This is a genomic window from Mycobacterium sp. IS-1264 (assembly GCF_001954195.1).
GTDB lineage: Bacteria > Actinomycetota > Actinomycetes > Mycobacteriales > Mycobacteriaceae > Mycobacterium.
Genome location: NZ_MBES01000034.1, coordinates 1 through 25,356, shown reverse-complemented (window position 1 = coordinate 25,356; position 25,356 = coordinate 1). Strand labels below are relative to the sequence as shown.

Annotated in this window: 30 protein-coding genes and 1 pseudogene; 8 read left to right on the top strand and 23 right to left on the bottom strand. The window is 65.2% G+C overall.

Annotated features, from left to right (window positions below; all coding sequences use genetic code 11):
- Position 1: 1 nt before the first annotated feature.
- From A5744_RS06495 to A5744_RS06480, 4 genes are read right to left on the bottom strand one after another with little or no spacing between them, the layout of a single operon-like run.
- Positions 2-487 carry an NUDIX domain-containing protein gene (locus tag A5744_RS06495; RefSeq protein ID WP_076059416.1) on the bottom strand — a complete coding sequence of 162 codons (486 nt, stop codon included), beginning with the start codon at positions 485-487 and terminating at the stop codon, positions 2-4.
- A gap of 8 nt (positions 488-495) precedes the next feature.
- Complete coding sequence (locus A5744_RS06490) at positions 496-1,851, bottom strand: wax ester/triacylglycerol synthase family O-acyltransferase (protein ID WP_076059414.1); 1,356 nt, start codon at positions 1,849-1,851, stop codon at positions 496-498.
- Between the two features lie 49 nt (positions 1,852-1,900).
- The gene (locus tag A5744_RS06485) at positions 1,901-2,284 is read right to left on the bottom strand and encodes a DUF1330 domain-containing protein (protein ID WP_076059541.1); all 384 of its coding nucleotides are present in this window, start codon (positions 2,282-2,284) and stop codon (positions 1,901-1,903) included.
- A 59-nt stretch (positions 2,285-2,343) separates the two neighbouring features.
- Positions 2,344-3,201, bottom strand: coding sequence for an SDR family oxidoreductase (locus tag A5744_RS06480; RefSeq protein ID WP_139329396.1), 858 nt, complete (start codon positions 3,199-3,201; stop codon positions 2,344-2,346).
- 88 nt (positions 3,202-3,289) lie between these two features.
- Between A5744_RS06480 and A5744_RS06475 the strand changes: the two genes are divergently transcribed.
- From A5744_RS06475 to A5744_RS06460, 4 genes and pseudogenes are all read left to right on the top strand, one after another.
- Positions 3,290-4,363 carry a dihydrodipicolinate reductase gene (locus A5744_RS06475; protein ID WP_076059410.1) on the top strand — a complete coding sequence of 358 codons (1,074 nt, stop codon included), beginning with the start codon at positions 3,290-3,292 and terminating at the stop codon, positions 4,361-4,363.
- Positions 4,360-4,863, top strand: a complete 504-nt coding sequence (locus A5744_RS06470; RefSeq protein WP_076059409.1) for a VOC family protein — start codon at positions 4,360-4,362, stop codon at positions 4,861-4,863. Before A5744_RS06475 ends, A5744_RS06470 begins: the two co-directional genes overlap by 4 nt.
- Positions 4,860-5,632, top strand: a pseudogene (locus tag A5744_RS06465) (SDR family NAD(P)-dependent oxidoreductase). Before A5744_RS06470 ends, A5744_RS06465 begins: the two are co-directional and overlap by 4 nt.
- On the top strand, positions 5,629-6,222 hold the full coding sequence (locus tag A5744_RS06460) for a TetR/AcrR family transcriptional regulator (RefSeq protein ID WP_076059407.1): 594 nt from the start codon (positions 5,629-5,631) through the stop codon (positions 6,220-6,222). Before A5744_RS06465 ends, A5744_RS06460 begins: the two are co-directional and overlap by 4 nt.
- A 71-nt stretch (positions 6,223-6,293) precedes the next feature.
- Here the strand turns inward: A5744_RS06460 and A5744_RS06455 are convergent, their stop codons facing one another.
- The 11 genes from A5744_RS06455 to A5744_RS06405 are packed head-to-tail and all read right to left on the bottom strand — an operon-like array spanning position 6,294 to position 14,105.
- On the bottom strand, positions 6,294-6,854 hold the full coding sequence (locus A5744_RS06455; RefSeq protein WP_076059539.1) for a carboxymuconolactone decarboxylase family protein: 561 nt from the start codon (positions 6,852-6,854) through the stop codon (positions 6,294-6,296).
- Positions 6,854-7,165, bottom strand: a complete 312-nt coding sequence (locus tag A5744_RS06450) for a hypothetical protein (RefSeq protein ID WP_076059406.1) — start codon at positions 7,163-7,165, stop codon at positions 6,854-6,856. The genes A5744_RS06455 and A5744_RS06450 overlap by 1 nt, the downstream gene beginning before the upstream one ends.
- An 11-nt stretch (positions 7,166-7,176) precedes the next feature.
- Positions 7,177-8,022 (bottom strand): TauD/TfdA family dioxygenase, encoded by an 846-nt coding sequence (locus A5744_RS06445; RefSeq protein WP_076059404.1) that lies wholly within the window; start codon positions 8,020-8,022, stop codon positions 7,177-7,179.
- Positions 8,023-8,044: 22 nt separating this feature from the next.
- Complete coding sequence (locus A5744_RS06440; protein WP_076059402.1) at positions 8,045-8,380, bottom strand: hypothetical protein; 336 nt, start codon at positions 8,378-8,380, stop codon at positions 8,045-8,047.
- Positions 8,381-8,383: 3 nt separating this feature from the next.
- The gene (locus A5744_RS06435; protein WP_076059401.1) at positions 8,384-9,652 is read right to left on the bottom strand and encodes an aromatic ring-hydroxylating dioxygenase subunit alpha; all 1,269 of its coding nucleotides are present in this window, start codon (positions 9,650-9,652) and stop codon (positions 8,384-8,386) included.
- Positions 9,653-9,674: 22 nt separating this feature from the next.
- A complete protein-coding gene (locus A5744_RS06430) occupies positions 9,675-10,418 on the bottom strand; it encodes an SDR family NAD(P)-dependent oxidoreductase (protein WP_076059399.1) in 744 nt (247 codons plus the stop codon).
- The gene (locus A5744_RS06425) at positions 10,415-10,726 is read right to left on the bottom strand and encodes a 2Fe-2S iron-sulfur cluster-binding protein (protein ID WP_076059397.1); all 312 of its coding nucleotides are present in this window, start codon (positions 10,724-10,726) and stop codon (positions 10,415-10,417) included. The genes A5744_RS06430 and A5744_RS06425 overlap by 4 nt, the downstream gene beginning before the upstream one ends.
- 54 nt (positions 10,727-10,780) lie before the next feature.
- Positions 10,781-11,233: a MarR family transcriptional regulator gene (locus A5744_RS06420; protein WP_076059395.1), complete on the bottom strand. Its 453-nt coding sequence runs from the start codon at positions 11,231-11,233 to the stop codon at positions 10,781-10,783.
- A gap of 18 nt (positions 11,234-11,251) precedes the next feature.
- Complete coding sequence (locus A5744_RS06415; protein WP_076059393.1) at positions 11,252-12,505, bottom strand: amidohydrolase family protein; 1,254 nt, start codon at positions 12,503-12,505, stop codon at positions 11,252-11,254.
- Positions 12,502-12,840 (bottom strand): hypothetical protein, encoded by a 339-nt coding sequence (locus A5744_RS06410; protein ID WP_139329395.1) that lies wholly within the window; start codon positions 12,838-12,840, stop codon positions 12,502-12,504. The genes A5744_RS06415 and A5744_RS06410 overlap by 4 nt, the downstream gene beginning before the upstream one ends.
- Positions 12,837-14,105, bottom strand: coding sequence for an aromatic ring-hydroxylating dioxygenase subunit alpha (locus tag A5744_RS06405; RefSeq protein WP_076059392.1), 1,269 nt, complete (start codon positions 14,103-14,105; stop codon positions 12,837-12,839). The genes A5744_RS06410 and A5744_RS06405 overlap by 4 nt, the downstream gene beginning before the upstream one ends.
- A 93-nt stretch (positions 14,106-14,198) precedes the next feature.
- Between A5744_RS06405 and A5744_RS06400 the strand changes: the two genes are divergently transcribed.
- On the top strand, positions 14,199-15,608 hold the full coding sequence (locus A5744_RS06400) for an aldehyde dehydrogenase (RefSeq protein ID WP_076059390.1): 1,410 nt from the start codon (positions 14,199-14,201) through the stop codon (positions 15,606-15,608).
- Positions 15,609-15,675: 67 nt separating this feature from the next.
- Here the strand turns inward: A5744_RS06400 and A5744_RS24350 are convergent, their stop codons facing one another.
- The 7 genes from A5744_RS24350 to A5744_RS06370 form a co-directional block, all read right to left on the bottom strand.
- Positions 15,676-15,831 carry a hypothetical protein gene (locus tag A5744_RS24350; protein ID WP_139329394.1) on the bottom strand — a complete coding sequence of 52 codons (156 nt, stop codon included), beginning with the start codon at positions 15,829-15,831 and terminating at the stop codon, positions 15,676-15,678.
- 86 nt (positions 15,832-15,917) lie between these two features.
- Entirely contained in the window at positions 15,918-16,865 is a 948-nt protein-coding gene (locus A5744_RS06395) for an LLM class flavin-dependent oxidoreductase (protein ID WP_076059388.1), read from the bottom strand.
- A gap of 9 nt (positions 16,866-16,874) precedes the next feature.
- Positions 16,875-17,354 (bottom strand): VOC family protein, encoded by a 480-nt coding sequence (locus A5744_RS06390; RefSeq protein ID WP_076059387.1) that lies wholly within the window; start codon positions 17,352-17,354, stop codon positions 16,875-16,877.
- Positions 17,355-17,370: 16 nt separating this feature from the next.
- A complete protein-coding gene (locus A5744_RS06385; RefSeq protein ID WP_076059385.1) occupies positions 17,371-18,120 on the bottom strand; it encodes an SDR family oxidoreductase in 750 nt (249 codons plus the stop codon).
- Positions 18,117-19,355 (bottom strand): MBL fold metallo-hydrolase, encoded by a 1,239-nt coding sequence (locus tag A5744_RS06380; RefSeq protein ID WP_076059383.1) that lies wholly within the window; start codon positions 19,353-19,355, stop codon positions 18,117-18,119. Before A5744_RS06380 ends, A5744_RS06385 begins: the two co-directional genes overlap by 4 nt.
- Before the next feature lie 14 nt (positions 19,356-19,369).
- Positions 19,370-20,638 (bottom strand): sulfotransferase, encoded by a 1,269-nt coding sequence (locus tag A5744_RS06375; RefSeq protein ID WP_076059381.1) that lies wholly within the window; start codon positions 20,636-20,638, stop codon positions 19,370-19,372.
- 21 nt (positions 20,639-20,659) lie between these two features.
- Complete coding sequence (locus tag A5744_RS06370; RefSeq protein WP_076059379.1) at positions 20,660-21,046, bottom strand: DUF2237 domain-containing protein; 387 nt, start codon at positions 21,044-21,046, stop codon at positions 20,660-20,662.
- Between the two features lie 196 nt (positions 21,047-21,242).
- On the opposite strand from A5744_RS06370, the gene A5744_RS06365 reads away from it, so the two are divergent.
- On the top strand, positions 21,243-21,734 hold the full coding sequence (locus A5744_RS06365; RefSeq protein WP_076059535.1) for a TM2 domain-containing protein: 492 nt from the start codon (positions 21,243-21,245) through the stop codon (positions 21,732-21,734).
- Positions 21,735-21,865: 131 nt separating this feature from the next.
- Positions 21,866-23,020 (top strand): 1,4-beta-xylanase, encoded by a 1,155-nt coding sequence (locus tag A5744_RS06360; protein WP_076059377.1) that lies wholly within the window; start codon positions 21,866-21,868, stop codon positions 23,018-23,020.
- Here A5744_RS06360 and A5744_RS06355 read toward each other — a convergent pair.
- Positions 23,017-24,513, bottom strand: a complete 1,497-nt coding sequence (locus tag A5744_RS06355) for a serine hydrolase domain-containing protein (protein ID WP_076059375.1) — start codon at positions 24,511-24,513, stop codon at positions 23,017-23,019. The genes A5744_RS06360 and A5744_RS06355 overlap by 4 nt on opposite strands.
- Positions 24,514-24,639: 126 nt before the next feature.
- Here A5744_RS06355 and A5744_RS06350 point away from each other — a divergent pair, with 126 nt between their 5' ends.
- Positions 24,640-25,254 carry a M15 family metallopeptidase gene (locus A5744_RS06350; protein ID WP_240562985.1) on the top strand — a complete coding sequence of 205 codons (615 nt, stop codon included), beginning with the start codon at positions 24,640-24,642 and terminating at the stop codon, positions 25,252-25,254.
- The last annotated feature ends 102 nt before the right edge of the window (positions 25,255-25,356 follow it).

Here is a 25,356-nt window from a genome sequence, read left to right as displayed (position 1 = left end):
TTCAGGTCCCTTCGTCCAAGCCCGCCAACTCGGGCAGGGTCATCAATCGGTCCAGGAACGGCCGCTGCCCCTTGAGCAGCTTGGTGCGGGCCTGCGCCACCGGGAACCAGCCGACGCGATCGACCTCGGGAAACTCCCGCAACTTGCCCGAGCCCTTCGGCCATTCGAGTTCGAAGGTGTTGCTGCGCGTATCGGTGACGTCGAGATCGGCCCGCACACCGAAGGCCGTAACCACCTTGCCGCTGGGCTGTTTGAGCCGACCGAAGTCGACGCGCGGCCCCACTGGCGTCGGCAGCCCGAGCTCCTCGGAAAACTCCCGCTGCGCAACCGTCCAGGGGTCCTCGCCGTCGGTGTACTCACCCTTCGGGATCGACCAGGCCGCGTCGTCCTTGCGCGCCCAAAACGGGCCGCCAGGATGCACGATCAGAACTTCGACGACGCCGTCGCTAACCCGGTACAACAGCACACCGGCGCTGAGTTTGGGCATCGAGTTACTCAGACCCCGACGGCGCGTTCCAGGTCTTTGAGCGACGACTCCAGGTGGGCGAGCAGGCGCTGCAGGTGCGGCACGCTGCGCCTGCATCCGGTCAAACCGAAATCGAGATTGGCGCCGTTACTGACCAGGGTGATGTTCAGCGCCTGGCCGTCCACGATCGCCGATAGCGGATAGCTGCCGTCCAGCCGCGCGCCCCCGTAATACAGCTGCTCGTGCGGCCCCGGCACGTTCGATATGACCAGATTGAACGGCGGCGACGTCGACGACACCCAACCCGGAACCGCTGCGAGGGCCAATGAACCCATGTTCATCGCGGACAGCGCCAGCGCCTGGAACCGGGGCAGTTCGAAGAACACCTTCTTGTTGTTGCGCATCGACTCGCTGACGATCTCCAGCCGTCTGGCCGGATCCTCGATGTCGGTGGCCAGGTTGCACAGGATGGCTCCCACGAGGTTGCCGCCGGCGTCGGCCTCGTGTTCCTTGCGCAGGCTCACCGGAACCATCGCGACCAGCGGGGTGTCCGGCAGCGCGTTCTGCTCGAGCAGGTAGTACCGCAGCGCCCCCGAGCACATCGTCAGGACCACATCGTTGAGGGTCACGCCCGCGGCCTTCTTGACGTTCTTGATCCGGTCCACCGACCACGACTGCGCCGCGCACCGCCGGGCGCCCCCGATCTTGACGTTCAACATGGTGCGCGGGGCTCCGAACGGCAGCGTCACCCGCTGCTCGAACAGCGCCGCGCGAGCCAGCGACACCGTCGAAGGAGCCAGTGCGGCAACACCTCCCGCGGTCCGTTTCAGTGTGGTCAACGGCGACGACGGGACGGACTTGCGTTTGGGTTTACGCAGGCCCCATGGCGCCCGGATCTCGCGATCGTCGGGATCGGGCGACAGCGAGCGTTGCATGAGCTTCAGGGCCGAGACACCATCGATGAGCGCATGATGCATCTTGGTGTAGACCGCGAAGCGGCCGTCCTTGAGACCCTCGATCACGTACGCCTCCCAGAGCGGACGGTGGCGATCGAGCAGGCTGCTGTGCAGCAACGAGGTCAGTTCGAGCAGATCGCGAACCCGCCCCGGGGACGGTAGCGCCGAGCGACGCACGTGGTAGTCGATGTCGAGGTCGTTGTCGTAGGACCACGCGAGATTCGCGATTCCACCGAAGAAGGTCGCGGGACGCTTGAGAAAGGTGGGCTGGAAATCCTGCTGGGCGACCAGCCGGTCGTAGAACTCGCGGACGAATCCCTGATCGGCGCCGGCCGGCGGCTCGTATAGCGCTAGGCCCCCGACGTGCATGGGGTGCTCACGGGATTCCCCCAGCAAAAACACCGAATCGGTGGGCATCATCAATTCCATCCACCAATTAGACCCCCACAGGGAAGCAACCCGCCAGCGCCTTAGGAGATCACGCCGAAGCGACCGACCACGCCGATGTCGCGACCAGGTCCCCTCGCTCCAAGCCCGCGGCGCGGTGTTCGTGGATCTTGGCGTACTCCTGAGTTGTCACCATGTCGATGAACGCCTGGGGCGACGGGTATTGGACGACGAGAATCGCGTCCCACCAAGGCCGTTCGCCGTCGCCGATGACCACCGTCGGCGCGCCGCCCGCGTAGAGCACCGTGGCGCCGACGCGTTCGAGGTGCGGTGTGACCTCACGGCCGTACTGTGCGTAGCGCTCGAGGCCGCCGTCGGCCTTGAACTTCAGCAGGTTGACCATCACCACCGGTTCGTCCGCCGGCCGCGCGGCCAGCGCGGCGAACTGTTCGGGCGTGGGTTGCAGGCTGCTCACGTGAATCTCCTTGTCCTGGGACGCATGTGACGTCACGCCGACCGCGACGAAGGCGTCCGCTACAACAGATCGGTGATGGTCTTCAGGCCAGCGTCGTAGAGCACGCCGGGCAGCATGCCGCCGTCGTGCTCGATCGTCGTACCGTTGACGAAGTCCGCGTCCCCGCTCGCGAGAAAGACGCACACGCGGCCCACCTCCGCCGGTTCCCCCGCGCGGCGCAAGGGAACGGCGGCGAAGTACTTTTCGCCGGTCGGATCGTCTTTGGGTAGCACAAACGACCGGAAGTTCTCCGTCATCGTCGGGCCCAGCGCGACGCAGTTGACACGCACCTTCGGTCCCCACTCCTCGGCCAGCGACCGCGTGAGGTGGTTGAGCCCGCTCTTGGCCGCGCCATAGGAGACCAGGGTCGGTGATCCCGCCGGATGCCCGGCGCCGCTGGAAATGTTGATGATGCAGCCGGTGCCGTCCTGGGTCGTCATCTGCCGGTACACCCGGATGGCGAACCACAACGGGCTGATGAGGTTCATCTGCACCGCGTACGCGTGAAACAGTGCCGTGCGCGCGAAGTCGTCGTCGTTTGGCGGCGCGCCCTGAATGCGTTGGACGAGTTCGGGAATGCTCTCCACATGCGGCGCCGGGACGGTGCCGCCGGCGTTGTTCACCAGGATGTCGATTCGGCCGTGGGTCGCCACGACGTCGGCGACCAGGGCGTCGATCGAGTGGTAGTCACCTTGGTCGCAAACCTTCTGGAACGCACGGGCTGCCCATTCGGCATCGACGCCGGGAATGGTGTCCAGCGGCGAGCGTGAGCATCCGACGACCGTCGCGCCGGCGCGGAGCAGCTCATGCGCGATCCCGACGCCGACACCGCGGCTGGTCCCGGTGACGATCGCAACCTTGCCGTCAAGCGCTCCCACCGACCGACCTTCCTTGTTGACAGTCACTGCCAGGTAGTCATACCGTGCCATCTCGTTGGTGCGATGTAAAGGCGTCGGGAGGTCAGCCATGAGCAAGCTTCGCGTCATCCAATGGGCGACCGGAGGTGTCGGCAAGGCCGCCATCGAATGCGTCATGAATCATCCGCAGCTCGAGCTGGTCGGGTGCTGGGTGCACAGCGCCGAAAAGGACGGCGTCGACGTCGGCCGGATCACCGGAACCGACGAGCTCGGCGTCACCGCCACCTCCAGCGCCGACGAGGTGCTGGCCCTCGACGCCGACTGCGTCGTGTACAGCCCGCTGATCCCCAACGACGACGAGGTCGTCGCGATTCTGCGGTCCGGCAAGAATGTCGTCACTCCAGTCGGCTGGGTATATCCCGACCTCGACAACCCGGCCGTCAAAGCGATCGCCGACGCCGCGGTCGAGGGCGGGGTGACCCTGCACGGGTCCGGCATCCATCCCGGCGGCATCACGGAGCGATTCCCGCTGATGCTGTCCGGACTGTCCTCAGCGGTCACCCATGTGCGCGCCGAGGAGTTCTCCGACATCCGCACTTACAACGCACCGGACGTGGTGCGCCACATCATGGGCTTCGGCGGCACCCCCGAGGAAGCCATGCAAGGACCCATGGCCACCCTGCTCGAAGCGGGCTTCAAGATGTCCGTGCGAATGGTGGCCGAGCACATGGGTTTTCGCATCGATCCCAACATCAGGACCGTCCAGGAGATCGCCGTCGCGACCGCCGACATCGACTACGACCCCTTCCCGATCACCGCGGGAACCGTGGCCGCACGCCGATTCCGCTGGCAGGCGATCACCGACGGCGAACCGGTCATCACCGCGGCGGTCAACTGGCTGATGGGTGAAGACAACCTGGAACCGGACTGGAATTTCGGCGGCCTCGGCGAACGCTTCGAAGTCGAGATCACCGGCGACCCCACCGTGTCTCTGACCTTCAAAGGCCTGCAACCGCCATCCATCGCCGAAGGGCTCAAACGAAACCCCGGTGTCGTCGCCACGGCCAACCACTGCGTCAACGCCATTCCCGACGTCTGCGCCGCCGGCCCCGGCATCAAGACCTATCTCGACCTGCCGCTGTTCGCCGGACGCCCCGCCCCCAAAGTTGCTGCGCCGCTATGACATCCGGCGTCCTACACGATGTGTCGTTCTGCCACCTCGTCATCGGCGTGACCGACATGGACCGCTCGCTGGCGTTCTACCGCGACGTGATCGGCATGGAGGTCATCTTCGAGACCCTCATCTCCGGAGAACCCTTCGACGCGGTCCTGCATGCCAAGCGAAAGCAGGAGGGCCGGGTGGTGGGCGGCTTGCTGGGCGGGTTGATGGTCGAGCTGCTCTCCCTCGGCGCCAAGCCGTCCGCGGACCAGCCGGAGCGCCGACGCGTCACCGGCATCCACAACGTGTCGCTCTCCGTCCCGGACCTCGACGACACCCACCGTCGCATCACCGCGGCGGGCTGCACGCCCGACCAGGACCCGTTCGAAATAGGCGGGGTGCGAATGTTTTTCGTCAAGGACCCGGACGGAACGCCGGTGGAGTTCATCGAGCTGCCCGGTGGCGCGCGCAGCACGTACGAGATGCACCGGGGCGTGCCGCTGCGGATGGGGCCCGCGACATGACCTACACCCATCCCGAGTCGATGCGCGGTCACGTCGCGACGTGACCGGCGCCGCGCAGGGCGTGGGCAAGGGCATCGCCGCCGCGCTGCTCGAACGCGGTGCGACGGTGCTGCTCGTCGACATCCAAGCCGATGTCCTGAGCACGACAACCGACGAGCTGCGGGCGACGGGCCGGGTCGAGAAGTTGGTCGCCAATCTGCGCGATCCCGACAGCGCCCAGCGGATCGTGGCGGCTGCCGTCGACTCCTTCGGTGCCGTGCATGGCCTGGTCAACAACGCCATCGCGACCAACGAGCCCAAGGCGTTCGTCGACATCACCACCGAGGACCTGGCGCTCGGCTACGACGTCGGGCCCCGGGCGACATTCCTGCTCATGCAGGCGGTGCACCCGGTGATGGTCGAGGCCGGCGGGGGGTCGATCGTGAACCTCGGCTCGGGGACGGGCACCGGGGGCGAACCCAGGTGGGGCGGATACGCCGCCGCCAAGGAGAGCATCCGGGGGCTGTCGAAGGTCGCCGCGTTGGAATGGGGGCGCGACAACATCCGCGTCAACGTCATCTGTCCCTTCGCCGAGTCCGATGGCGTCAAACTGTGGAAGCAACACGCGCCCGACGATTACGCGAAGGCGGTGAGACGCGTTCCGATGAAACGCATCGGAGACGTGCGCACCGACGTGGGCGCGCTGGTGGCGTTCCTACTCAGCAGCGACGCGACGTTCATCACCGGTCAAACCATTCACGTCGACGGCGGTATCGGCAGCTTCCGATGAAGGAGTCGCTGCGCGACCGACAGCGCGCGCAAATCCGGGCCGACATCAGGCGCGCCGCGTTCCGGCTCTTCGTCGAGCGCGGCTACGACGCCGTAACGACGGAGGAAATCGCCACCGCCGCAGGCGTTTCGCCGCGCACCTTTTTCCGGCACGTGCCTACAAAAGAGGATCTGCTGCTCGCCCCCGTTCGCCACGGTGGCGCCGCGATCGTGAACCTGCTCGAACAGCGCCCGGCCGGAGAGGCGCCGGATGTCGCGCTGATCAACGCCATCATCGCGCGCATCCACTCGTTCGACCAGGCCGACATCGAGGAGTGGCGCGACGCATTGCTGGTCGCTCCAGGACTGCTCAGCAAGGCGACGATCCATACGCCCGTCGACAAGGAACGGGCCGCCAAGCTGATCGGCCAACGCATGGGCGCGGATCCCGACGACGATATCCGTCCCGGCCTACTGGTCCAACTGGCCTTTGCCGCAGCCGATTTCGCCTTTCAGCATTGGGTTCGCCAAGCCAGCACAAGTAGACCACTGGACCGCCGCGTTGCCGAAGCATTGGAAGCGGTCAAGTCTGCCCGCTGGAAGCGCCGCTAGATATCGTGAAAGTCACCTATGCGTCAACGGAGGTGCCACCGTCAATCGTCAGTACTGTGCCCGTCGTTCCGTCACGACTTCTCGTCTTCGATGCCAAAAGTGTTGACCGCGATGGCCAGCAGGTAGTACCCACCGATCGTGAACACCAGGTCCATGCATTGGGGGTCGGTGAAGTGGCGTCGCAAGTCGTCCCACACAGCGGTCGAGACGGTGCCATGATCGAGGAGGTCATCGACGGCGTCCAGCACCGTTCGGTCGGCGTCATCGGTGACTTTGCGGTAACGAATCGCGTCGATCTCTTGATCGGTCAATCCCGCTCGGCGCGCGATCGGGAGGTGATGAGACCACAGGTAGTCGCAGTCGCGGCGGTACACGACTCGAAGTAGCGCCACCTCGCGTATCCGCGGCGGCAGCGTGGAGCGGTTGAGCAGATAGGCGTTGAACGGCAGATAAGCCCGAGTGAGATCGGGGTGGCGCACGAGGGTCGACAAAACATTGCCAGCGCCATCGGGATTGGCCCGCTCAGCGGGTATCAGTGAAGCCAGAGCCGCACGGCTGCGATCGTCCCACTCATCGGCGGGCAACGGGGTTAGCCGGAGAGGGTGTCGGTCGGTCACGACAGTGGTTGCGATCAGCGAGCCAGCTCGTTGACCAGGCTCAAATAGCGCATCACCGGCGGTGGGTCTGTTTGGACCGCCACGGGTTTGGACATGCGCCCCTCCGCCATTGCCGCTCGCAGACTCGTGCGGGCGGTGTCGACATCGGTGTCGATCTCGTAGAGGGTGACGAAGGATTCGCCGTCGGTCTGCCAACGGCGAGCCGACACGAAGCCGTCGATCGCCAGCATCTCGGGCACGTGCACCTGATCGTGCCAACGGTGGTATTCCTCAACGAGTTCCGGCGAGGCGGGCTTGCTCTCGACGAACAGCAGTGACTTGCCCATTTGCGGTCTCCCTACTGGATCGGCTCGTCGCCGAGCACGGTGGTGCGCAACATTTCACGCGAAGAGCTGGGATCGTAGGGGGCCGCTCGGTGCAGCACCCCGCGATTGTCCCAGATAACGGTGTCGCCGACCGACCAGTCGTGGCTATAGACGTTTTCGGGCACGGTGGCGCGGTCGAGGAGTTCGGCAAGCAAGGCGCGTCCCGCGTCGAGATCCATGCCAACCACGTAGTCGGCCGAGGCACCGAGCACCAGCGACTTGCGGCCGCTGCGGTGCGTCCAGACCAGGGGATGTTCGTGGGTGCGCCGGGATCGCCAGCGCGCCACCTGTTCTGGCGTGGGGTCAGGGGTGATGCGCCGCTGGGAGGCCTCCAGCGAATGCACGACACGCAGGGCCCCGAAGCGGTCCTTTTCCTCATCGCTCAGCGCATCGTAGGCGGCGTAGGAGTTGGCGAATTCGGTTTCGCCGCCCCATTCGGCGACCCGCACGGCGGAAAGGACGGTGGCCTTCTGTGGGCAGTCGTCCCCGATGGGCGTGCAGCCGTCGATGTGCCAGTCGAATGTCGCCTTCAGGTAGGCCGCCGAGGAGTTCTTCGATGTGTCCAGGGTGATCGGATAAATTCCAGGCACGGGGTGGTGGCCGTCGGAGGAGTGGTCGACCTCACCGAGGCGGCGGCAGAAAGCAACCTGGGTCTCGGGGTCAAGCCGCAGCCCGCGGAAGACCAGAACTCCGTTGTCCTCCAACGCATCCAGGATGGTTTTGCCGACTGAGTCATCGGAGGCAAGGTGGGCCGGGTCCAGCCCGGTGACTTCGGCGCCGACCGAATCGCTGAGCTTGGTGATGGTGAGCAGACTCATGCTCAGACCTTTCTGGCGGACATCATGGGAACGGCTCGCCGGTGCGGATCATGACCGCGTCGGCGGCATCGGTCGGGACAGTCTGGTGCATGACCTCCACCGCCATGGCGACCATGATCAGCGAATAGATCAGGTGCAGCAGGTTCAGCGCATCCTCGGGCAGTTCGTCGAGCGGGAACTTGTCGCAGTACTCGATGGCCTCTTCAAGGCGTGGGAAGAATGCATCGTAGAACTCGTGCATTTCGGGCATCGTGCTGGCCATCCGCGCGTTCCAGCGTTCGGTTTCGGTGGCCAGGCACCAGACCCGCGCGTAGTTCTCCAGCTCGGCGAATGCACTGGGCAGCAAGGCATCTGGCATGGGTCACACTCCCGCCGGTGCCGCGGTGTTTTCGCGCTGGTATGCGTCGACCCAATCGACGATGACCTTGTGCAGGTGGCGCACCAGGATTTCCTGGTCGTTGAGCGGGAACCCGTCGACGATGCCGTACTCCAGCGCCGCCTGCGTGCCACCGAGCATGCCGGCGTCCTGCAGGGCGAACTCCTTGAGCACCACCGCGGCGACTTCGTGTTCGATGCGCTCCCGCACCGTGCGGGCCGGGTGAAAGTACGTGTAGGCCTCAAACCGGTGGGTGTTGTAGGAGGTGGGCCAGTACCGATACAGCAGATACCAGCCGCCGTAGATCAATATCTCGGTATTCGGGAATATCTGAAAATTGCTGATTCCCCACGGCTCAATGCCACCGGGATTCAGCCCGGCCGGCAGCTCGCCGATGTCCGGGGTGCGCCACGGGCCGACGAGCCCGCTTTGGGTGGCCCGCTCGATCGGATACATGCACTCGGGCGGCAGCAGCCAGCGACGCCGTCCCGCGGTCGACACCAGCCGGTGGGGGCCGTCGAGTTGGAAGTGCCCGCAGGTGAATCCGGCGTTCGGGTCGCGCACCGCTGAGGGCACCTGCTGCGGGTGCAGCGAGGGCACGTGGTAGTACTCCTGGAACGCGTCGGCGAAGATTTTCCAGTTGCTGTTGTTGTGCGCGACCCACTCGTAACGTTCGGTCAGCTTCCCGAACGGGTAGTCGTCCAGGCCGGTGATCATCGGGCCGAGGAACTCGCGCAGGCTCTGGCGCGGCTCGGCATCAAAGTTGATGAAAATGAACCCATTCCACACGTCGCAGTGCACCGGCTTCAGTCCGTAGTCGGTCGTGTCGAGGTCGAAGAACTCCGAGGGCTGCTGCACGAACGTCAGCGCACCGTCAAGGCCGTAGCGCCAGCCGTGATACTTGCACGTGAATTGGCGGCACGTCCCCTGTACTGCCTCGCCGGGAAAGTCGTTCCACACCAGCTTATTTCCGCGATGGCGGCAGATGTTGTAGAAGGCGCGAATGCGTTCGTCGCGACCTTTGACGAGGATGACCGAAACCCGGGCGACCTCGATCTCCTTGGTGACATAACTGCCGACGCGAGGCAGTTCCTCGATACGGGCGACGTTCAGCCACGCCCGTTTGAATACCGCTTCACGTTCCAGCTCGAAGAACTCCGGCGACGTCGAATCGCGGAACGATACGGGGCCGGTCCCGAGTTCGGGATAGTGCTCGGTCCAGGAGCCCTCCGAGGGCCTACCGGATCGTGTCATCGTGAACCTCCTTGTCGCACAGTCACATCACCGCTCCGCCGTTGACACCCAGCACCTGGCCGGTGATGAAGCCCGCCTGGTCCGAACACAGGAAACCGACCGCCGCGGCGATGTCGGCACCGGTGCCCAGATGCCCCACCGGGATGTTCCGGGCGATCTCCTCGTTGGACTTCACAAGTCCCGCGGCCTGCGCCTGATGCTGCATTGGTGTCTCGATGCCCGATGGCGGGATGTTGTTGACGGTGATCCCGTGGGCCGCGTACTCGCGGGCCAGCGACTTGGTGAGGGTGATGACCGCGCCCTTGGACGCCGCGTAGTGAGCGGCGAACGGCGATCCGCGCTGGGCGCTGGACGATGAGATCATCACAATCCGGCCCCATTTCGCGGCGACCATGTCCGGGATCGCGACCTGGCAGCAGTGGAAGGTGCCCGTCAGGTTGACGTCGATGATTTTCGACCAGGATTCGGGGGTGATGTCGGTGAACGGCGAATGCCCGAACATTCCCGCGCTGGTCACCAGCACGGAGATCGGACCCATTTCGCTGCGCACCTTCGCGAACGCCTGCTCAACGGCGGCTCGGTCGGTGACGTCGGCGCCGACGCCGACGGCGGTGATCCCCTCCGCGCGAAGATCTTCGGTGACGCGTTGGGCCGCCTGCTCGTTGACGTCTAGGACCCCGATCTTGCGGCCCCGCCGGCCCAGTTCGTGACAGGTCGCCTCGCCCATGCCCGAGGCGCCGCCGGTCACCACCGCAACCCTGTTCATTCGTACACCACCCGTACGGTGCGACTGGTTGGTAGAGCCTGACAAGTCAGCACCCACCCCTCGTCTAGCTCGTCGTCCTCAAGTGCGTCGTTGTTGATCATCCGGGCGCTGCCCTCGGTCAAGCGGGCCATACATGTTCCGCAGGAACCGATCTCACATGATGACGGTGGACTCAGACCCGCCATGCGGGCCGTCTGCAGCAAGGTGTCCCCGGGTGAGTAATGCGCCTTGGTGGTGCGCCGATCAAGCTCGATGGTCACCTCTTCGGTGACGACATCGTCAGCAAGCGTCGGAGCGGGATCATTCATCCGGGAAAGAGTATCAACTACTTGCGATTGATCTCAAGTACTAGATATACCGGATCAGTTTTCGATGTGGTCTTTGAAGAGCTCGTGGCCGGTGCCCTTTTCGACCACACGGCTCAGCAGCTCACGCAAAGTCTCTTGTTCCTCGACGTTGAGGACGCCGAACACCTTCTCGTGAGCGGCCATGGCGTCGCTGAGCACGATGGCCACGACGTCACGCCCCGCGTCGGTGAGGTAAGCCTGCAGAATTCGCTTGTGCTCTGGGTCTTGCTTTCGCTCAACCAGGCCGCGGCGTTCGAGCGTGGTGAGCGCCAGCTGAACACCCTGGGGGCTGATCAGCAGACGCCGGGCGAGTTCGGCGCCGGACAGGCCGGGTTCGTTGGAGAGTTGGCGCAGCACGCCGATCTGAGCCGTGCTGACTCCGTGGCTACTGATCGCGTCATTCACGCTGGTCAGCGAGAAGTAAAAGGCTTGCTTGAGCAGCCAAAGGATGTTTTCGGTGAGTTCCATTCTCTTCTCCTCGCCCGGTCAGGCCGACAGCGACTTGTAGATGCGTCCATCCTTCATGACGAACGAGACCTCGAGTGTGGTGGCGATGTCGCGGGAGGGGTCCCCGGGCACGGCGATGATGTCGGCGAGGTAGCCGGGTTTGAGGCGGCCCAACTCGTGATCGGCCTCGACAAGTTCGGCGGCCACCACCGTAGCCGCGCGGATTGCCTGCATGGGCGTCATGCCGCGCGCCACTAGCGCCTCCAGCTCCCTGGCGTTGTCGCCGTGCGGGATAGCCGGTGCGTCGGTGCCGCATGCGATACGCACCCCGGCGGCGATCGCCTTGGGCAACATCGACTTTGCGCGAGGGAACACCTCCTCCGCCTTCCTGCGCAGTTCAGGCGCGATCCGGTCGATGGCCATCGCCTCGGTGAGATAGGTGGTGGAAACCAGGAAGGTGCCGTTATCGACCATCATCTGGATTGTCTCGTCGGTGGCCAGAAACCCGTGCTCGATGCAGTCGATCCCGGCGCGAATGCACGCGCGGATCGCGGTGTCGCCGACGGCGTGCGCGGCCACCCGGACGCCGGCGCGGTGGGCCTCGTCGGCGATCGCGGCGAACTCCGCATCGGAATACTGCTGGGCGCCGGGAGCGGTGCTGTGCGACATGACACCGCCCGATGCCGAGACCTTAATGAGCTTGGCGCCGTGGCGAATCTGGTAACGCACGCATGCGATGACGTCGGGTACACCGTTGGCGATGCCCTCCGCAACCGACAGCGGCATGATTCCCGGCGCCAGCCGCTGAAACACTGTGGGGTCCAGGTGGCCCCCGTAGGGGGTGACGGCATGGCCCGCGGGAAAGATACGAGGGCCCGCGTGCCAGCCCTGGTCGATGGCCCGCTGTAGCGCGACGTCGAGCAGGTAGCCCCCGGTCTTGACCATGAGCCCGAGGTTGCGCACGGTGGTGAATCCGGCCTCAAGTGTGGTGCGCGCGTTGACCGCGCCGCGCAGTGTGCGATAGGCCGGGTCGTCCTGAACTCCGTGCATCGGCGCCGGCAGGCCCTCGGGCCCGCCAGGCCCACCGATGAGCAGATTGAGTTCCATGTCCATCAGGCCCGGCAGCAGCGTGACGTCGCCGAGGTCGACGACCGTAGCCGAATCCGGCAGCGGCCCTTCGGGATTGACCGCGGCAATGCGCTGCCCGTCGACCACCACAACGGCCGGTGAGCAAACCTGTCCGGCGTCGACGTCGGCCCAGCGGGCCGCCCGCAGGACGGTCACACCGGTCACGGCACGGGCTCGGATACGCAGTCCAGGGTGGAAGCACCGGAATCGGGTACGCGAGGCTGCTTCCAGCACTCCACCGGAAACGACACCATAATCATCGAATACAGCAGGTGCATCAGATTCAGCACGTCCTCGGGCAGGTCGTCGAGGGGAAACTTGTCGCAGTAGGCGAGGGCCTCCTCGGCTCGCGGGGTGATCGCGTCGTAAAAGGCCTTCATTTCGATCATCGTGCTCGCCAGGCGCTTGGCGTAGCGTTCCGGTTCGGTGGCCAGGCACCACTCGGTGAAGGGCTCGAGGTCGGCGAATTCGGTTGGCAGCAAAGCGCGCATCGTGTTCATGCTCCCGCCTTGGTCGTGCGGCGGTACTCGTCGATCCAGGCCGCGGTCTCCTTGTGCAAATGGCGCAGCAGGATTTCCTGGTCGTTGAGTAGGAACTTGTCGATTGCGCGCGACTCGATCATGCTCTGGGTCGCCTCCAGAGTGTTGGCGTCCTGCAGGCCGTATTCCTTGAACGTCACCGCTGCGAGTTCCTGAGCGACGCGGTCGCGCGGGGTGCGCGGCTCGGGGAAATACAGTGTGCCCTCGAAGACATGGCTGTTGTAGGAAGTCGGCCAATAGTGGTAGGTCAGATACCAGCCCTGGCCCCAGAACAGCACGACGAAGTTGGGGAACAGCTGGAACGAATCCAGGCCCCACGGATCACATTTCGCGGGATTCAGGCCCACGGGCATCTCCCCCAAATCCGGCTTCTCCCACGGCCCGAACAGTCCGCTCTGGCAGATGTCCTCGATCGGCTTGCGCATCTCCTCAGACATCTCCCAGGCCCGCACCCCCGACGTGCTGACCAACCGGTGGGGGCCGTCCAGGCGATAATGCGGGGCCTCAAAACCCGCCTCGGCGGCCGCCTTCGAATAGGCCGTCGGCGACTGGTTCGCATGCAGTACCGGGGCGTGATAGAACTCCTGGAACGCGTCCATGTACAGCTTCCAGTTCGCTTTCACCCGCGAGCGATAGCACCAGCGCGAGGTCAGCTTGCCGAACGGGTAGCCCTCGAGATCCGTCACCATCGGCCCCAGAAACTCGCGCAGCGACTGGTCGGGTTTCTTGGCGAAGTTGACGAAGATAAATCCTTCCCAGACATCGCAGTGCACCGATACCAGCCCGTAGCGGCTCTTGTCGAGATCGAAAAACTCCTCCTCCTGTTGCACGAAGGTCAGGTTGCCGTCGAGGTCGTAACGCCAGGCGTGGTACTTGCAAGTGAACTGGCGGCACACGCCGCTGGTCTCCTCCAGTGGCATGTCGTTCCACACCAGTTTGTTGCCGCGATGCCGGCAGACGTTGTGATAGGCCTTGACGTCTCCAGATGCGGTGCGCACCAGGATGATCGAGGTGTTGGCCACCTTAAGCTCTTTGGTGAAGTAGCTGCCCTTACGGGGAAGCTGTTCGACCCGGCCCACATTCAGCCAGGCGCGTTTGAAGATCGCCTCGCGCTCCAGCTCGTATATCTCGGGGTTGATTGAGTCCTCGTAGGACACCGGCTCGGTGCCCAACTCAGGATAATGCTGCGTCCAGCTGCCTTCCGAGGGCTTGGGGAATCGAGCCATAACCGCTCCTGTCCTAAGTCCGTCGGGCCGACGGTATATGCTCGAGACTCGAATCGCAAGTAGTTGATATTGCGCATACAAGGGAGGCGCACAATGCGGTCGCAGGCGGAGGCTTTGGAAGTCATCTCACCGCACACTGAACAACCCATCGCCGAGGTCGCAGCGGCGGGGCCGGACGAAGTCGACGCCGCCGTCGATGCCGCCCGGTCGGCCTTCGACTCTGGTCCCTGGGGCCGCTCCGAGCCTGCCGAGCGCGTCGCCGCGATCCGCAGGCTCGCCGACGTCTACGACCAGCGCCGCACCGAAATGGCCGACACCATCACCGCGGAGATTGGCGCCCCCATCACCTTTGCGAAGCGCGCCCAAGTCGGCCTGCCCGCAATGATGATGCGCGCGTTCTGCGACCTCGCCGATCGATACCGCTGGCAGGAGACCCGGCCCGGCTTCTTCGGCGCCGATGTGCAGGTCCGCAAGGAGCCCGTTGGCGTCGTCGCCGCGATTGTCCCGTGGAACATGCCCCAATTCCTCATCGTCGCCAAACTGGTGCCGGCACTCCTCGCCGGCTGCACCGTCGTGCTCAAGCCCGCCCCCGAATCTCCCTTGGATGCACTGCTTTTGGCTGAGATGATCGACCAAATCGACCTGCCGCCGGGCGTCGTCACCGTACTGCCGGGTGACGCCGCGGTCGGTGAAGCCCTCGTCGCCCACGCGAAAGTCGACAAGGTCTCGTTCACCGGATCCACGGCGGCGGGCCGGGCGGTCGCCGCGGCTTGTGCGGCCAACCTGACCAAGGTAAGCCTCGAACTCGGCGGCAAGTCGGCCGCGATCGTCCTCAATGACGCCGCACCCGAGAAGGTCGCCGCCGGAGTGCGATCGGCCAGCCTGTCCAACAGCGGCCAGATCTGCAACGCGTTGACCCGCGTTCTGGTACCCGCCCCACGACATGATGAGTATGTCGATGCTCTTGCATCCGAAATGGCCGGCTTGCGGGTCGGCGATCCGAGCGATCCCGACACCCAGCTCGGCCCGCTGGTTTCGCACCGCCAGCAGCAGCGTGTCCGCGACTACATCAAGATAGGTCAACGCGAAGGCGCGCGACTCGTAATCGGCGGCACCGACATGCCCGACGGCCTCGAGCGCGGCTGGTACGTCCAACCCACCCTCTTCGCCGACGCAGAGAACACTATGCGCATTGCGCAAGAGGAGATCTTCGGGCCGGTGATCACCGTCATCCCATATCGCGACGAGGACGATGCGGTGGCCATTGCGAACGACTCCGACTACGGCCTTGCAGGTTCGGTGTGGACTGCTGACACCGATCGAGCCCTGGGCATCGCCACGCGCATCCGCACCGGCACCTTCGGAATCAATGCGGGCTACACCATGGATCCCTTTGCGCCGTTCGGCGGCGTCAAAGCCAGCGGTTACGGTCGCGAACTGGGTCCGGAAGGCCTCGACGCCTATCTCGATGCCAAATCCATCGCGGTCTCACCCGGAGCGTGACAGCACCGAATGACACGTTTCATGGAGCGCGGGTTGAGCGTCCTGGCAGCAGTCGGACCAACCAGCCTTAGAACCAGACCTTTCGACCGGCCACCGGGCGCCCAACCGCGCCGAGGATCCACAAGATCACACCGATGACCACCAGGATTGCGCCGATCGTGTACAGGATTGACAGGCTCGTGAAGTAACCGATGATCAAAAGAATGATGCCCAGGATGATCACAGCACACTCCTCTCCATTACGCGCACGTTGAATTAGCCCGAAATGCCCGAGTACCCGCCCCGGAGGGCTTCAATCGCGAGGAAGACTCAGCCGAGCGCGGGCAGGACCACGTCGGTGAGGAGCTGGACCGACTTCCATGCTTCGTCGACAGGCATGCCGCCGACCAGCGGATGCATCACCAGCGGCCCGTAGTGCTCGGTCTCGCGGACTTCGGCGATGAGCTGCTCGGGAGTCAGGAATCGGTATCGTCCCGATGCCTTCACCTCGTCCAGCGTCCGGACTCCCGGCAGGTGCATGAGTGAACGATGGTCGGTTGCCCATTCGCCGTAAGTGACTGCCTCCCAGAGGATGTGCTCACCGAGTTCCGCCCACGCCCGGTCCGGATCCTCGTGCAGGTAGATCATGCCGCGATTGATCGGCCCGGGCATGATGACGAATGGCGTGAGGCCGACCTCGGAACACAGCTCGCGGTAGTAGGCGGCGATGTCGGGTAGGTGGTCGGCCAGGCTGAGCGGCAGCCGGAAACGCGCGGCCCGCCGCGCGGTGGCACGCGCTCCCCCACCGACATACAGCGGTGGGTGCGGCCGGGTCCACGTGCCGACATCAGCCCACACCGACAGCATTCGCTCGATCAGGCCGTCCATCAGCTCGCCCCGCCGGCTGAAATCCACCGCCAGCGCGTCGTATTCGACGGTTCGGTAGCCCAATCCCACGGTGGTGTGCAGCCGTCCTCGGCTCATGTTGTCGACCAGCGCGATGTCCTCGGCCAGCCGGACCGGGTTCCACAGCGGGCCGAGCGCGCAGTCAACGCTGGCGATCAGGCTCGTCGTTCGCGCCAAGAACATTGCCGCCGCCATGATCGGATTGCAGCTCCATCCGTGGCCGGTCGCGTGGTGCTCGTCGACGCTGACCGTGGTGATGCCGTGGGATTCGCCCCACTGCGCCAATTCGAGCGCGGCGGACAAGATCCTGCTCTGCGTCTTCGGTTCGCCCTGCGGCGCGGCGAAGTTGAAGCGCAGCACGGTCAGCACCATGTTCGACCCTCAGCCCTGGACCGGCGCCGCGGCCGACTGCAGAAACGCGGCGAAGTCGGGAAAGAGTGCGCGGTCGACGATTTCGATGCGGGTACCGAAGGCGTCGACGTAGTACGCGAACAGCGCCAGGCCCGGGGCTGAGACGTCGGCGGTGGCTTCGAAGGTGAAGCCGTTGGCCTCCAGCATCTCGGCGCTGCCGGCGAGGTCGTCGGTGAAGTAGCCGAGGTGATGAGCGGAGTTGCCGGGCGCCGCCTTCCACGGGCTATTTGGGACCTCTTGGATGAGTTCGAGGTGCGGGCTCTGCAGGGAGTAGACGAATGTCGAGGTGAGTTCCCGTGTTTCGGTCGCGGTGCGGAAGGGCAGCGTGTAGGTGAGCGGCGTGATCCATCGGTAGCCGGCCAGCGCGCTGAGCCGGGCCATCGCGGCTTCGAGGTCGGGCACGACGATGCCGGTGTGGTAGAAGTCCTCGGGTCGAAGCGCGAGTGCCATGGTCTTGTCCTTAATCTCAGACGCAGTCCGACGCACCGTCGACGACGAAGACTGCGCCGCTGGTGTAGCTGCTCTGCTCGGTGCACAGAAATGCGATCGTGGGAGCGATCTCCGTGACGGATCCGAAGCGGCGCAACGGGATATGAGCCAGCTCGGAATCCACGATGTCCGCCGCGGCGTGCATGGGCGCGGTCATCGGCGTGTCGATGGTTCCCGGTGCCACGGCATTCACCCGGATTCCCTTGGTGGCCCACTTGACCGCGAGGTTCCTGGTGATATCGACGATCCCGGCCTTCGCGGCGCCGTAGCCGGGCACCAAGGGAACAGCCCGCAGCGCAGACATCGATGCCAGATTGACCACGCTGGCGCCTCCCGCCGCCGTCGATGCCCTCAAGGCACGGTACAGCCCCACCGTAAGCCGGTACGGCCCAACGAGGTTGAGGCTCACCGACGCCTCGAAACCCTCCGGCTTCGATTCGTCCAGGCCGCCTGGGAAATTCGCGCCGGCGTTGTTGACCAGAACGTCGAGCCTGCTGAAGCTGCCGGCCAGCGCGTCCACGGAGTCATGGTCGGTGATCTGTAGCGGGCGGTAGGCCATGCCGGCCAGGTCGGCGTCATAGTCCGCCGCCGCCGCTTTGGTGCCGGTGATGGTGACCTCGGCTCCGGCATCCCGGAACAGCACCGCGGTGGCGTGGCCGATCCCGCTGGTACCGCCGGTGATCAACGCGGTCGTGCCGGTGAAGTCGAAGCCCACACGGGCCGTCATGAGTTCCTCGCTATTTGTTCGGAGAGCCAGGCTCGTTCCCAGAAATTGGTGCTGTCCGCGAGCAGGAGTTCGTGTGCCTCCCGCAGTACCGCCCGGGCCGCGGGATCATTCGACGAGACGAGCTCGGCGAGATGGATGGCGTGCAGGGGGCGGCTCGCGGCAAGATGCTCCCGGGCGTGATCCACGAGGGCCTTGGCGCCGGCCAGTTCGACCACGTCGGCGGCCACGGCATCGAAGCCGACCGGGTAGAGCTCGGTGGTCGAGCGGTGATGGAACCAGCCCGAGTAGTTCTCCCAGATCGCCCGGACATCCCAGGCGACCTTGCCATAGCCTTGTCCCACTTCGTATTCCGCGGGCAGCGTGATCTCGCGCATCAGGGTCTGGACGTCCTTGCCGGCGTTCATCCCGGCCACGGTGGCGTCGTGCACGTACCGGATGGCGTCGCGCAGCCGGGTGAGCTCGGCTTCGATCAGATCGGCGCCCGCGATCGGTGCGAAGTGACCGGTAACCAGCAGCTCGGGCCGCAGGTCGCGCACTCGCTCGACCGATGCGATGGCGGTCAGGGCGTCGCGGTAGCGGTCGCCTCGCATGGTGACCAGGTTGGGGATGTGCCCGAAGACCGGACCGAAGGTGTTTCCGCACAAGCAAATTCGCTCGTCGGGCAACCACACCACCAGCGAGTCGGTGGTCTCGCCGCCGGGCACCGAGATGAGCTCCAGCCGCCGCCCGCCCACCTCGAGGGTGAGGGTGTCATCGAAGTCGAGGTCGACGGTGGGAACACTCTGGCCGGGCAGGTGCTTGGTTCCGAGGCGCCGTTGTATCGCCCGGATGCCGGACGCCAGCGTGTCTTTGAAGGCGAACGCGCTGCGGCTGGCGCGGTAGGGGATCAGCCGTTCGTTGTCGTCCCGCCAGGCGGTCCAATTGGCTTGGGCGACAACCGTTGTGTCCTCGTCACGGACGCTGTCCAGGCCGCCAACGTGGTCCACATGGCCCTGGGTGAAGATGATGTAGCGCACCGGCGAGGAGTCCACGGCGTCGAAGTTCGCGCGGTGCACCGGCCCCTCGAAGCCCATCCCGGTGTTGACGATCACCCGGCCGTCGGCCGTGGTCAGCAAGTACGCATTGGACAGACCCGGCGAGCACCAGAGCCCCGGGGCGAGCTGCTCGGCTTGTTCGGCCGACGCCGGGCGCATGGCCTCGGCACCGGGCCTGTTGCGATAGACCGGTCCGGGCATCGCTGTTGGCTCCTTCATTCGGGGCGGACGTCGAATCTATCGAAATAGAAGTTGAACCGCCCACGGAGTTCGTCGGCCGAGATTCCGAAGTGGCGTTGCAGGTCGTAGCGGATGCGGCCGTGCTTTCCGCGCGGATTGGCGTCCAGGTAGCGCTGGAATCGTTCGCGCACCTTCGGGGTCAATTCCACGGTGCCGCGGCGGTAAAGCTCGTCGAGCAGCGGCATTTCGTTGCCGTTGAGATGGTGGAAGCTGATGTCGAGGCTGCGATCGGCGGGCACCAGGTCGCGGTCGCGCACGCACGCGCTGAGCAACCGGTGCACGCGGTCGCTCCAGTAGTCCAGTAGCCAGCCCGGGTCGATGCTGTTCCGGCGCAATCGATCGGAGTAGGCCATCATCGTGATCGCCGATTGGATCACCGCGACGGGATCGCGGTGTGTGAACGCCACCGTCGCGTCGGGAAATGTTGCCATCAGCGGACCGAGCTGCTCACAGTGCTGCGGGCTTTTGAGGATCCATGTCCGCGGGCCGCGCAGGAAGGTCAACGCCTGCAACACTTTCTTCATGTAGGCGTAGTGCCGCGTCTGGTCGAGCGTCAGGTAGTAGTCGCGCCAATCGGGAACGCGCGCATGCCATTCCAGTACATAGGCGGCCAGATCGAGGTCGAGGAGCTCGACCTCCTCCTCGATAGCCTCGGGAAACCGGTCGTGCATGGCGGCCACCACCGGGGCGCTGGCCATGAGTGCGTCGTGTTCGGACTTGGCCCGCGCGTAGCGCGGGTCGACCCCGAAAATGTCGGGTCCTTCGCCGCGCGCGGGTATCGGCTCCTGGCTTTCCCAATACGGCAGCGCGCGTCGGCGCGGGTCGGCCGCAACTAGATTGACCAGATGCGTGGTGCCCGATCGCGGCATCCCGACGACGATGAACGGTTTCTCGATCGGGATCGTCTCGATCTCGGGATAACGCTTGAGGAGTTCGGTCAACGACAGCCGGTTGCGCAGCAGGCGAACGCCCCGTTGGCGCAGTGAGGAACGCGTCAGCTCGCGCAGGCCCTCGTCGGCTTCGATCGCGGCCACGTGTGCGCGCAGGCGGTCACCGAAGCCGTCCGTGTCGTCCAGGTCGCTGACGCCGGCCCGCTCGACGGCCTCGGCCCGCATCCGCTCGATGTCGAAGTCGACGCGCTTGGCCTCGGTGAATTCCAGAATCTGGCGCTGCACATCGGTGAGCCTGGGCGCCGTCAGGTCGTCGAAGTCGATATCCGCGATGTCGGGGCCCGCAGAGCCCATGCGAGCGCCTCCTAGCGGGCTCTACAAGTTAGCCAGGTCGTCGGGAACGTCGACTTTGTGTTCCTTCAGCGCCTCGAGAGGCACGACCTCCAGTGTGCGCTCGTGAGTCGACGCCAAGACCACGGGGGCGGCGCAACCGTCTTGATGGGCCCGAAGCCAGTTCAGGGCGGTGACGCACCAGCGATCGCCGGGCAGCAGGCCGGGGAACCGGTACTCGGGCACCGGCGTCAACAAGTCATTGCCGATGGAACGCTGATGCTCCAGGAATTCGGCAGTCATCACGGCACAGATAGTGTGCCGGCCCCGGTCTTCGGGCCCGGACGAGCAGCAACCGTCGCGATAGAAACCAGTCAGTGGGTCGGTACCGCACGGTTCCAGCGGCCCGCCCAGCACATTGCGATCAGGCACTTGCTCAGTATCGCGCTCCCGGGCGCGAAGTTTGCGGGAAATGCGCCATCCACGCCGCGAAAAACTGCCCGCCGGATCGCGCCGATCAGGCTTGCGGCAGTTGCCGCCCCGACCGCTGAGCCCGGCTGAGCACACTGTGGCCAGCTTCGGCTGTTTGCCGGAGCTGACGACGGCCTGCGTGGGCTATGTTCTTGGGATGGCGAGCCCGAACCCACCCGGAAACCCCTCCGACGAGCCACCCCAGGGGTGGCAGCCGCAGGGCTATGGTCCGCAGCAGAATCCCCAAATCCCTCCGCCGCCCGGATATCCGGGCCCACCGGGGTACCAACCGGGCTATCCGCAGCCGCAGCCGTACCCGCCCCCCTACCCCGGCTACGCGGGGAACGTCGATCCCCAGGCGCCGTTTGGTCGTGACCCCGCCACCGGGGTCCCGCTGTCGGACAAGTCCGCCACCACGGCCGGTCTCCTGCAGTTGTTCCTGGGGGTGTTCGGGGTCGGCCGGTTCTATATCGACTCGACTCAGATCGCGATCGCTCAGTTGTGTTTGGGCATTTTCGGATTCGTCTTCACGCTGTTCTGTCTTTTCGGCTTCCCGGTCCTACTCGCTTCGGGCATCTGGGCCCTCGTCGACGCGATCATGATGTTCACCGGAAGCGTCAGAGACAACTACGGCCGCAAGCTCCGCTAGAGGATGTCATCGACTGGACAAGCCCGCTCAACACCGCTTGATGACAATGAAATAACGATTTTCAGCAAAACGTATCGCGACGCGCTAAGTAAATACCGGGGACGGGGCCCCGACCCACTTATCGTCAATTCGTGTATCGCCGTACGGTGTTGAAGCTTCCGCTGATGTTGGCAGCAGGCAGTGCACTGGCCCACGCACCCCGCGTTTCCGCGGAACCAGCGCCCCGCTCTTCCGGGGAGATAACCCGGTGGTCGGCCGAACGCGCCAATCGCTGGTACCAGGCCCAAGGTTGGCTTGTCGGAGCGAATTTCATCACCTCGAACGCCATCAACCAGCTCGAGATGTTTCAACCCGGCACCTACGATCCCCGGCGCATCGACACCGAACTCGGCTGGGCCCGCGCGGCCGGACTCAACAGCGTGCGGGTCTTCCTCCACGATCAGCTCTGGGCGCAGGACGCCCGCGGCTTCCTGATGCGTCTGGCGCAGTTCGTCAATATCGCGGCGCGCCACCGCATTAAGCCGTTATTCGTCTTCTTCGACTCGTGCTGGGATCCGTTGCCCCGAGTTGGTCCGCAACACGCGCCGCGGCCCGGTGTGCACAACTCCGGATGGGTGCAGAGTCCGGGAGCCGAGCGCCTCGGCGATCCCGGGTACGCCCGGGTCCTGCGTGACTACGTCACCGGGGTGCTGACCCAATTCCGCACCGACGACCGGGTTTTGGGCTGGGACCTGTGGAACGAGCCCGACAATCCGGCGAAGGTGTACAGCAAGGTCGAGCGCCCGGACAAGCTGGACCGCGTCGCCGAGCTGCTCCCCCAGGTGTTCCTGTGGGCACGTGCGGTCGATCCGAGCCAACCGCTGACGAGCGGTGTGTGGCGCGGTGACTGGGGCGAGCCGGCGGGGCGCAGCGCGATCAGCGCCACGCAACTGGACAACGCCGACGTGATCACGTTCCACTCGTATGCTGAGCCCGCGGGCTTCGAGTCCCGAATCAACGAGCTTGCACCCCTGGGGCGGCCGATCATTTGCACCGAGTACATGGCACGGCCCCAGGGCAGCACCATTGAGTCGATATTGCCCGTGGCGAAACGCCACAACGTCGGCGCGTTCAACTGGGGCCTGGTCGCCGGAAAGACCCAGACCTACTTTCCGTGGGACTCGTGGGATCACCCGTACACGGCACCGCCGAAGGTGTGGTTCCACGACTTGGTGCTGCCCGATGGACGGCCGTACCGGGACAGCGAGATTCAGGCAGTTCGCGGGCTGACCGGCGCCCAGGGCTAGTGCTGCCGAACGGGTTTCGAAGCCGGCGTCGATGACGACGGGGCGCTTCCGTACAGCCCCAACCCCCGGGCGGCCGCTGTGGCCACTTCGCCGCGCAGATCCGAGATCGGTGGGCTACCGCGCACATGGATCGCGTTCGAGAGCAGGATGACGTAGGTATCCGATTCCGGATCCAGCCACAGCGTGGTTCCGGTGAACCCCGTATTGCCAAAGCTGCCAACGGGAAAGATCGAGCCGCGCGGTCTGGAAAAGGGAGTGTCGATGTCCCAGCCGAAGCCGAATAGGTTCTGTCCGTTGATCGCGGGATAGCTCGGAGCGATGGCCCTGCGGGCCGCATCGTTCGCCACTTGAAGTTGTCGGGCGCTATGCCCGGGCTGCTGTGGCGTCGTCATCATCTCGAGCGTCGCTTGCTGCAGCGGAAAGCTGCTCGGGCGGCCCGCAAGTCGATCAAGCAGGGCCTGCGCGTAGATGGCGACGTCGTGCGCCGTCGCGAAGACGCCGGCGTTCCCGGCCACTCCGCCCATGCGCCGCGCCGTCGGGTCGTGCACGGTGCCGCGAAGCAGGTGACCGTAATCGGGATTCTTGCTCGGATCGGCCCTGTTTTCCTCGTCGAGCGCCGTCGGTGCGATGCGCGGCAAGAGACTGGCTGGCGGAAGGTAGCGGGTGTCCTCCATGCCCAGCGGCGCGAATACGTTTTGCTCTACGTAGACGTCTTCCGCCTGGCCTGAGACCTTTTCGAGCAGAGCGCCGAGCAGGAGGAAGTTGATGTCGGAGTAGCGGAACACGTCACCGGGACCCGACTGGAGCGGCGTGGTGAGCGCACGACGAATGCCCTCCGCCTTGTCGGGGCGGTCCAGTCCCCACGGATCGCCTAGGTTTACATCTATCGGTTCGCCCGACGTGTTCGTCAGCAACATGCGAAGCGTCACCTTGGCACGCTGTGGGTCGTTGGCCGCGTTGAACTCGGGCAAATAGTTCTGGACCGGATCGTCGAACCCGACCTTGCCTTGTTCGTAGAGCTGCATGACGGCGACGGCCGTCGCGAGGCACTTGGTCAACGACGCCAAGTCGAAGATCGTGTCCTCGGTCATCGGCTCTGCGGGTGCGGGCGATCCGTCCAGCCCCGGTTCGCCCGCAAGTTTGCGCGAGCCAAAAGCCTGATGGAAGACGACCTTGCCCCCGTGCCCGATCACCACCACGGCACCCGGAAGTCTGTTTGCGGCAACCGCAGCGTTCATGAGCTTGGCGACGGCTGCGAAGTCCCCCGCGGGCGCCGCATCCGGCGGCGGCACGGCTTGCGGTGGCTCCGTCGCCTGCGTCGGTTGCGGCGGCTGCGTCGCCTGCGTTGGCTGCGTCGCCTGCGTCGGCGGTGTGGCCTGCGCGTCCTCGCCTACCGCTAGGCGCGCCATGTAGCCGCGCGAGGAGGGCACAGCCAGTATCAAGATGAGAATTCCGGCAACAATGGCCGTTCGCACCGATGCCTTGCCGGGCATATGGCCAAGCGTAGGTCGTCGGCTTGGAAGTCGGGAGAGCGAACAACGATGCGGCAGACTTGCAAGCGTGAGGACTCATACCAATTGACGTCCTGCCGGCGATGGATTGTCGTGCCGGTGAGCGCGCTGGCGGCCGGTGTCTTGCTGTTGCAGTGCGGCGCGGCCCCGCCGGCACACGCCGATGCGACGGTCCAGCCGGTGACTGCCGCGGAACTCGGCGCAAGCTGGCGGCCGGGTTGTCCGGTCGAACCGGCGCGGCTGCGGCGGGTCGGCGTCGACCATGTCGGTTTGGACGGCCAGACCCACCGCGGCGAGCTGATCGTGCACGAAGACCTGGTGCCGCAGGTCATCGCGATCTTCGAGCAGCTTTACCGCCTGCGCCTTCCCATCGAGAAAATCCGCACCGTCGACCACTATCCGGGCGCCGACGACGAGCTATCCATGGAGGACGACAACACTTCGGCATTCAACTGCCGAGGCATCCCGGGATCCAGCGAATGGTCTCAACACGCCTACGGCCGGGCCATCGACGTCAATCCGCTTCTCAATCCGTGCGTCTACGCGAGCGGCGTATTCGAACCGCGGAATGCGGCGCCGTATCTGGATCGCAGCCGCACCGACGCGGGACTCTTACATAACGGCGACCCGGCCGTACGCGTCTTCACGGACCGGGGCTGGAGCTGGGGCGGCCTTTGGTCGAGTCCCCTCGACTACCAGCACTTCGAGCTGCCTTCACGATGAATTACGCCGGCTCAGATACCGGCGCAGATAGATACAAACGGTATGGGCGCGCAGATGCCGATCGAGACGTATGGTCGCGGGCCGTAATAGGCGGGCGGGGGT

Coding starts and splice junctions, on each gene's coding strand:
- A5744_RS06495 (WP_076059416.1), bottom strand. CDS start 487: ATGCCCAAACTCAGCGCCGGTGTGCTGTTGTACCGGGTTAGCGACGGC.
- A5744_RS06440 (WP_076059402.1), bottom strand. CDS start 8,380: ATGCCAGATGCCTTGCTGCCCAGTGCATTCGCCGAGCTGGAGAACTAC.
- A5744_RS06365 (WP_076059535.1), top strand. CDS start 21,243: ATGGCGAGCCCGAACCCACCCGGAAACCCCTCCGACGAGCCACCCCAG.
- A5744_RS06400 (WP_076059390.1), top strand. CDS start 14,199: ATGCGGTCGCAGGCGGAGGCTTTGGAAGTCATCTCACCGCACACTGAA.
- A5744_RS06490 (WP_076059414.1), bottom strand. CDS start 1,851: ATGGAATTGATGATGCCCACCGATTCGGTGTTTTTGCTGGGGGAATCC.
- A5744_RS06395 (WP_076059388.1), bottom strand. CDS start 16,865: ATGGTGCTGACCGTGCTGCGCTTCAACTTCGCCGCGCCGCAGGGCGAA.
- A5744_RS06405 (WP_076059392.1), bottom strand. CDS start 14,105: ATGGCTCGATTCCCCAAGCCCTCGGAAGGCAGCTGGACGCAGCATTAT.
- A5744_RS06375 (WP_076059381.1), bottom strand. CDS start 20,638: ATGGGCTCTGCGGGCCCCGACATCGCGGATATCGACTTCGACGACCTG.
- A5744_RS06380 (WP_076059383.1), bottom strand. CDS start 19,355: ATGCCCGGACCGGTCTATCGCAACAGGCCCGGTGCCGAGGCCATGCGC.
- A5744_RS06435 (WP_076059401.1), bottom strand. CDS start 9,652: ATGACACGATCCGGTAGGCCCTCGGAGGGCTCCTGGACCGAGCACTAT.
- A5744_RS06470 (WP_076059409.1), top strand. CDS start 4,360: ATGACATCCGGCGTCCTACACGATGTGTCGTTCTGCCACCTCGTCATC.
- A5744_RS06475 (WP_076059410.1), top strand. CDS start 3,290: ATGAGCAAGCTTCGCGTCATCCAATGGGCGACCGGAGGTGTCGGCAAG.
- A5744_RS06385 (WP_076059385.1), bottom strand. CDS start 18,120: ATGACGGCCCGTGTGGGCTTCGACTTCACCGGCACGACCGCGTTGATC.
- A5744_RS06460 (WP_076059407.1), top strand. CDS start 5,629: ATGAAGGAGTCGCTGCGCGACCGACAGCGCGCGCAAATCCGGGCCGAC.
- A5744_RS06390 (WP_076059387.1), bottom strand. CDS start 17,354: ATGGCACTCGCGCTTCGACCCGAGGACTTCTACCACACCGGCATCGTC.
- A5744_RS06450 (WP_076059406.1), bottom strand. CDS start 7,165: ATGGGCAAGTCACTGCTGTTCGTCGAGAGCAAGCCCGCCTCGCCGGAA.
- A5744_RS06410 (WP_139329395.1), bottom strand. CDS start 12,840: ATGAACACGATGCGCGCTTTGCTGCCAACCGAATTCGCCGACCTCGAG.
- A5744_RS06355 (WP_076059375.1), bottom strand. CDS start 24,513: ATGCCCGGCAAGGCATCGGTGCGAACGGCCATTGTTGCCGGAATTCTC.
- A5744_RS06420 (WP_076059395.1), bottom strand. CDS start 11,233: ATGGAACTCACCGAAAACATCCTTTGGCTGCTCAAGCAAGCCTTTTAC.
- A5744_RS06430 (WP_076059399.1), bottom strand. CDS start 10,418: ATGAACAGGGTTGCGGTGGTGACCGGCGGCGCCTCGGGCATGGGCGAG.
- A5744_RS06445 (WP_076059404.1), bottom strand. CDS start 8,022: ATGAGTCTGCTCACCATCACCAAGCTCAGCGATTCGGTCGGCGCCGAA.
- A5744_RS06425 (WP_076059397.1), bottom strand. CDS start 10,726: ATGAATGATCCCGCTCCGACGCTTGCTGACGATGTCGTCACCGAAGAG.